The sequence below is a fragment of the Micromonospora sp. NPDC000442 genome (assembly GCF_042898635.1).
Classification (GTDB): domain Bacteria; phylum Actinomycetota; class Actinomycetes; order Mycobacteriales; family Micromonosporaceae; genus Micromonospora.
This window is the reverse complement of sequence record NZ_JBIAYZ010000051.1, coordinates 1-2,849: the sequence shown is the minus strand read 5'-3', so window position 1 is coordinate 2,849 and position 2,849 is coordinate 1. Positions and strand designations below refer to the sequence as shown.

The 2,849-nt window shown below is 67.6% G+C and carries 1 protein-coding gene; it reads left to right on the top strand.

The genetic code is table 11. The features are described 5' to 3' along the window. Nucleotides 1-2,849, top strand: a 2,849-nt coding sequence (locus tag ACFY2A_RS30475) for an RHS repeat-associated core domain-containing protein (RefSeq protein ID WP_387176786.1), incomplete at both ends; no start/stop codon positions are given.

Below are 2,849 nucleotides of genomic sequence, written 5' to 3'. Positions count from 1 at the left end.
CGGCACTGTGTGGCAGGTCGTGTCGCAGGGCGGCTATGACTCCGCGGGCCGGCCGGTGAGTGCGACCGACATCAAGGGCAATGTCACCACGACTGCGTACACCCCTGCGGTCGGTGGCCCGGTCTCCAAGGTGACCACGACGGGCCCGGAGCCGTTCAACTGGACCTCGTCGGTGGAGATGAATCCCTACTGGGGCTCCACGGTCAGGGCCACCGACCCGAACAACAGGGTGATCTCGGACGTCGAGTACGACGCGCTTGGCCGCGTCAGCAAGGTGTGGGCCCTGGGCTGGACCAAGGCAGCCAGTCCGACCACCCCGTCCGCGCAGTACATGTACACGTTCGCCGCCGGCCGCAACGCCTACCCGTTCGTCAGGACACAGGCGTTGAACGCGGACGGCAACTACGTCACCTCCTACGAAATCCTCGACGGGCTGCTGCGCTCCCGACAGACCCAGAGCCTGGCGGTGGACGGCACCGGAAACCGGGTCGTCACCGACACGATCTACGACAGCCTCGGCCGCGCCGCGACCTCCTACGGGGCACACGCCGAACCGGGGGCACCGTCGGGCACGTTGTGGTGGGAGCCGGAATGGTCTGTCCCCGCCGTCTCCAAGACCGTGTTCGACCGCGCGTCGCGTCCCACGAACGCGATCTTCCTGTCCGGTGACGGAGTATCGAACCTGGTCGAGAAATGGCGAACCGGCACCGCCCATGAGGGCGACCTGACCAAGGTGACGCCGCCGCAGGGCGGCACCCCGACCACGACCGTGACCGACATCGAGGGACGCGTCGTCAAGCTGCGTCAACACACCACCACGGCCGGCGTCAGCGGCGCGTACCAGGAAACCCAGTACATCTACAACCGCAAGGGCCAGCTGGCCAGGACGGTCGATCCGGCCGGGAACCGGTGGATCAACGAATACGACGCCAAGGGCCGCCTGTGGCGCACGACAGACCCCGACAAGGGCGTGACGACCAGCACCTTCAACGACGGCAACGAACTGGTCAAGACCACCGACGCCCGCGGTGAGGTGCTCTGGCACGTCTACGACGCGTTGGGCCGGAAGAAGGAACTGCGGGACGACTCCGCCACCGGAGCGCTGCGCGCCGAATGGAAGTACGACACTCTCTACTCCGGGCAGAGCGGATTCAAGGGCCAACTCACCCAAGCAATCCGGTACGAGCCGGCGGGTAGCAGCAACGCCTACCGGTGGCAGGTGCGCAGCTTCGACGGCCGCTACCAGCCCAAGGGCGTCAACTACGTCATCCCGGCCAACGAGACCGGGCTGAGCGGCACCTACGGCTACGGCTACGGCTACTCAGCCGCGACCGGCGCCCCCACGTCAATCTCCTATCCCTCCGGCGGTGGCCTCGTCACCGAGCAGATCACCACCGACTACGACGCGACGACCGGGATGCCGGTCCGGCTGGACACCAGCCTCACCGGCTTCGACGGCACGATGGCCACCGCCAGCTACACCGCCTACGGCGAACGCAGCGGCTCGATCTACAAGATGCCCGGCGGCGTCTGGACCCAGGACACCGTCCACCGCGACGAATCCACCCGCCGCATCGACCGCACCACCGTCGAACGGGAAACCACCGTCGGCACCGTCTCCGACCGCACCTACCGCTACAACGACATCGGCAACATCACCTCCATCGAGGAGAAACCCCAGATCGGTCAGGCCGACACCCAGTGCTTCCGGCAGGATCCACTGGGCCGGCTCACCACCGCCTGGACGCCGAAGGTCGGGGTGGACTGCCAGACCGACCCGACCGTGGCGAACCTGGGCGGCCCGGCACCGTACTGGCACGACTGGACCTTCAACACCACCGGCTCCCGGCTGACTGAGACCAGCCACACCGCCAGCGGCGACACCACCCGCACCTACACGATGCCCACCGGCGGTCAGGATGTGGTACGCCCCCACGCCGTCACCGCGATGACCACCCAGGCACCCGGCCAGAGCAGCGTCGCCAGCACCTACGCCTACGACGCCGCAGGCAACACGACCTGCCGGCCGACCGGTGCTGCCGCGAACAACTGCGGCACCGGCACCAACAGTCAGACCCTGGGCTGGGACGCCGAGGGCAAACTCGCCACCGTCTCCGCCGGCGGTCAGACGGTCGAAACCAACGTCTACGACCCCGACGGCGTCAGAATCATCCGCCGCGACAGTGGCGGCACCACCCTCTACCTGCCCGGGCAGGAGATCCGCCGCGAAGGCGGCGTCAACACCGGCACCCGCTACTACAGCTTCGCCGGCACCGTCTGCGCCTCCCGCACAGGCGGCTCGGCGACCACCAACCTGACCTGGCTGTTCGACGACCACCAGGGCACCCAACAGGTCGCGGTGAACGCCAGCACCCAGGCCGTGTCGATCCGCCGCCAAACCCCGTACGGGGCAGCACGTGGCTCCAACCCCATCTGGGTGAACAACAAAGGCTTCGTCGGCGGCGACATCGACCCCACCGGACTGACCAACGTCGGCGCCCGGCAGTACGACCCGACGCTGGGCCGGTTCATCTCCGTCGACCCGGTCCTCATCGCCCACGACCCCGACCAGTACGACGCCTACCAGTACGGCGGCAACAACCCCATCGACAACGCCGACCCCACCGGCCTCTACCACACCGAGAACGGCGAGGACACCGGCGACCGCGCCTTCGTCGACACCACCCCCACCGGGGAACGAGTAACCAAGATCGTCAAAAAGTACGTCCCCCCGGCCTGCGGAGCCAGCTGCCAACAACAACGCGAAACATACCGGCAGGCCAGCAACGAACGCGCCGAAGCAGAACGCAAACAACGCGAATGCCAAGCCAGCTTCTGGTGCCGCAACG